At 54.1% G+C, this 3,870-nt stretch carries 3 protein-coding genes; 2 read left to right on the plus strand and 1 reads right to left on the minus strand.

The features are described 5' to 3' along the window. Nucleotides 1–178: 178 nt before the first annotated feature. Nucleotides 179–1,324, minus strand: a complete 1,146-nt coding sequence (locus FJ147_27750) for a nitronate monooxygenase (GenBank protein ID MBM4259678.1) — start codon at nucleotides 1,322–1,324, stop codon at nucleotides 179–181. Nucleotides 1,325–1,486: 162 nt separating this feature from the next. Between FJ147_27750 and FJ147_27755 the strand changes: the two genes are divergently transcribed. After that, the gene (locus tag FJ147_27755) at nucleotides 1,487–3,199 is read left to right on the plus strand and encodes an amidohydrolase family protein (GenBank protein MBM4259679.1); all 1,713 of its coding nucleotides are present in this window, start codon (nucleotides 1,487–1,489) and stop codon (nucleotides 3,197–3,199) included. Between the two features lie 145 nt (nucleotides 3,200–3,344). Beyond that, nucleotides 3,345–3,596 (plus strand): DUF1640 domain-containing protein, encoded by a 252-nt coding sequence (locus FJ147_27760; GenBank protein ID MBM4259680.1) that lies wholly within the window; start codon nucleotides 3,345–3,347, stop codon nucleotides 3,594–3,596. Nucleotides 3,597–3,870: the final 274 nt, after the last annotated feature.

The raw sequence follows: 3,870 nt of genomic DNA on the forward strand, positions 1-3,870 counted from the left end.
CGTTTCTGCCTCCACGCTCCGCGCCGCGCGCTGTGGAGGACTCAGAATGACACGATTTGGCGTCTGGAGTGTAACGTGTACGAAGGTTCTCAGGTCTGATGTAGCCAGTGCCGATTACTACCGCGGAATTGCACCAAGGCTCCCGAGGTCGTCATCGGATAGTTTGAGTCATACGGCGCTATTCTTGGTCCAACGCCTGCATATCCGCCATCGCCTCAGCAAACTCTTCCATAAATTCTCGTACGACCGTGCGGCTCGTCTTCACACTATCGACTAAGCCTACACCTTGGCCGACAAAGTACGTCACTAACTCACGGGCCTTCGCGTTGCCGTTCTCAGCGGCTTTCTGCGCAGCATAGAGCGCTGGTTCACTAATCAGCGTTTGCAGCGGCATCGGCAGCGCCTTGATCCCCTCCGGTCCTTCCCAGGCATCCGTCCAAGCCGAACGTAGTTGTCGCGTATATTTACCGGTACGACACTTCGAGCGGACAGTATCACGCGATCGCGCGGTAACCATCTTCTGCCGGAAAATCTCCGTCGTCTCAGACTCAGTTGTGGCTAACCAGACCGATCCGGTCCATACTCCAGCGGCACCAAGCGCCATGCACGCAGCCATCTGACGACCGGTCATGATGCCCCCGGCAGCCAACACTGGAACACTACGAATCGGTTTAATCGCGCGCACGACCTCAGGAATCAGAACGAGCGTTGACACTTCGCCAGTATGTCCGCCAGCCTCACCACCCTGCGCAACAATAATATCGACACCGGCTTGTACCTGCCTCACCGCATGTTCCTTGGCACCGACCAACGCTGCTACCGGAACGCCATGTTTATGGCCCATATCCAACATTGATTGAGGTGGGACACCAAGCGCATTGGCGATCAACTTGATGGGATGCTGAAAGGCCACATCTAACAAACGCAACGCCCCTTCCTGTTGCAGAGAAGATTGCGCGTTGGGATTGCCGATCGGTCCGCTTTCAAGCGATCGTGGAGGGTCCACGTCGTGCTTCGTCAGCAGATTCCGCACGAAGTCCTTATGGGTCTGAGGAATGCGTTCCGCCAACGCACCGAGCGTGACCCCCTTCTCTTCTTTGATCGACAAATTCTCTGGAATGAGAACATCAACACCGTATGGCCTACCCTCGATCTGATCGTCAATCCATTTCAACTCCATCTCAAGTTGATCCGGAGAAAATGCCGTCACTCCCAACACACCAAAGCCGCCCGCCCGGCTCACCGATGCAATCACATCCCGGCAATGGCTAAACGCAATCAACGGAAAATCGATGCCCAACATTTCACAAATAGGAGTTTTCATATACGCGTCCTCCTGAAAACTAATCGAAAGAGATGCTCGCTTGTAATACCTTTTCGGCGGGGCTGTCAAACTCAGCTTACGTCTGGTGCCCCTTGCAAAAATGGCGTAAAGGAATGGACTAATCGTTGTTATCCGATGCACTTGGGGAAGGAGACAGTCGATATGTATGACCTCGTCATTCGCAATGGCAAAATAGTTGATGGTTCGGGATCGCCGGCATTTTATGGCGATGTTGCCATCACCGGCGGGAAAATCGCCGCTGTCGGTGGCAAGCTCGGTGCTGGCCGCCGCGAAATCAATGCCGATGGAATGCTCGTCACTCCGGGTTGGGTGGATATTCATACTCACTATGATGGTCAGGTCGTGTGGGATCCGCTTCTAACGCCATCTAGTTGGCATGGCGTGACGACGGTCATGATCGGTAATTGTGGTGTGGGTTTTGCTCCAGTGCAACCAGGCCAAGAAGACTATCTCATCAGCTTGATGGATAGTGTTGAGGATATTCCGACCGAAGCACTACGTGCCGGGATCGATTTTCAATGGGAATCTTTTGGCCAGTACCTCGATGCCTTGTCTGGCATGAAGCGTGTGATCGACGTTGGCACCCATGTCCCACACTGTGCCGTACGTGTCTATGTCATGGGCGAACGCGGCGCGAACAACGAAGAAGCGACACCAGAAGACATTGCGCGTATGGCTGCGGTGGTTCGCGACGGCGTCAAAGCTGGTGCACTGGGAGTGAGTACCTCACGAACGTTTGTCCATCGCACCCGCGATAAAGGATATGTGCCGGGAACCTTCGCTGGCGTCGATGAAATGTTGGGTATTGGCCGTGCGTTGGGTGAAGCCGGGCACGGCGTATTCGAGATCATTTCCGACATCGTCGGTCCTGATGCTGATCTTGAGTGGATGGCACAGCTCACCAAGGAAACCGGGCGTCCGATCTCCCTAGCTGCGTTGATCCGCAAGAAATCCGGCATGCGCATGCGTGAGATTCTTGAATTCATCGACAAGCGCAATGCTGATGGCTCGTATATGGTCGCGCAGGTAACGCCACGTCCAGCGGGGACGCTGATGAGTCTGGGGAGTTCGCTCCATCCGTTCAGTACCCATCGTAGCTACAGACGACTGATGGAAGGTCTCACGCTAGCGCAGCGTGTAGAACGATTGTGCGATCCAGCCGTACGCGCGGAAATCCTCGCTGATACCCCTGCTGTCAAAGATGAAATGACACTGGAAATGGTCAGTGGTTTCCACAATCACTTCTCGTTAGGTAATCCACCTGACTATGAGCCGCTTCCCGAAAAGAGCATTCAGGAACGCGCGCGACGCATGGGCAAAACCCCACAGGAACTTGCGTACGATACGTTGTTAGAGCGCAATGGTCGTGAAGTCATCTATATGCCGATCGGCACAGCCAAGAGTCTCTCGTTCGATGGCATTCGCCCGAATCTCCTAAATCCGGCGACAATACTCTCATTGAGTGATGGAGGTGCGCACTGCGGGCTCATCTGTGATGCTGGTATGCCGACCTTTATGCTCACCTATTGGGTGCGTGACCGTCAGAGTGGTGATCGCGTTCCACTCGAAGCTGCGGTCAAACGACAGACGCAGGATACTGCCAGACTGTATGGGCTACTTGATCGTGGCCTGGTGAAACCCGGTATGAAAGCTGATGTGAATGTTATCGACTTCGATCGCCTGCAGTTACAGCCACCTGAGATGGTATACGACCTTCCTGCTAATGGTCGTCGGTTTGTTCAGAAAGTCGATGGCTATCGTTACACGGTCATGAGCGGAGAAGTGTCGTATGAAGACGGAGAACACACAGGTGCAATGCCGGGGAAGGTGATTCGCGGGCCGCAAGCAGCGTGAGGAATCGGGCCATTGAGGAAAGTAATCCGGAATAAGCAAAGCGTTTCCGGCAACATCATGCCGGGAACGGCCTCTGGCCTTATCCCGGCCTACGCCCTGTCTCAAACGTCCATTCTTTTGTAGCAAAGCCTGTTAAGGTGTTCTTATGGCTGCAACCACCTTTGAGACGCTCAAATTTACCAAGAAGCTCAAGGAAGCCGGGTTTCCTGAAGCCCAGGCCGAAGCACTTGTTGACGCCGTCCTTGGAGCGACGAGTGAAGCGGAACTTGTCACAAAAAAGGATTTGCAAATCGAACTGGCTCCTCTCAAGACGGATCTCACTCTCATCAAATGGATGCTCGGTCTGTTGCTTGGCGGAGTCGTTGCCTTGATCCTCAAGGCATTTTCACCCTTTTGAGAATGCCCCCCTCAGTCTGACCTCGGCAAGCGGTGGACCTGGTCCGCGCGGATATACTCTCAGAGACTGCTCCATCTAAGCTAGACCTTCCTTGGAAGCACGACAGAGTGCAAAAAAGAACCTTAGGCGGTGGCAGGAAACAACTTACCGCAATAGTGATTGACCGGAGTGGAGAGCCTCTGCACAAGAGCAGGGATGAGAGACGAGACCATTGTGTGCTGGCTTCGGTCTAAGTATCGAAGTCTGGTCGAAGAGCTGGATGAACGCGGGCGAC

It is taken from the genome of Deltaproteobacteria bacterium (assembly GCA_016874775.1).
GTDB lineage: Bacteria > Desulfobacterota > Binatia > Bin18 > Bin18 > VGTJ01.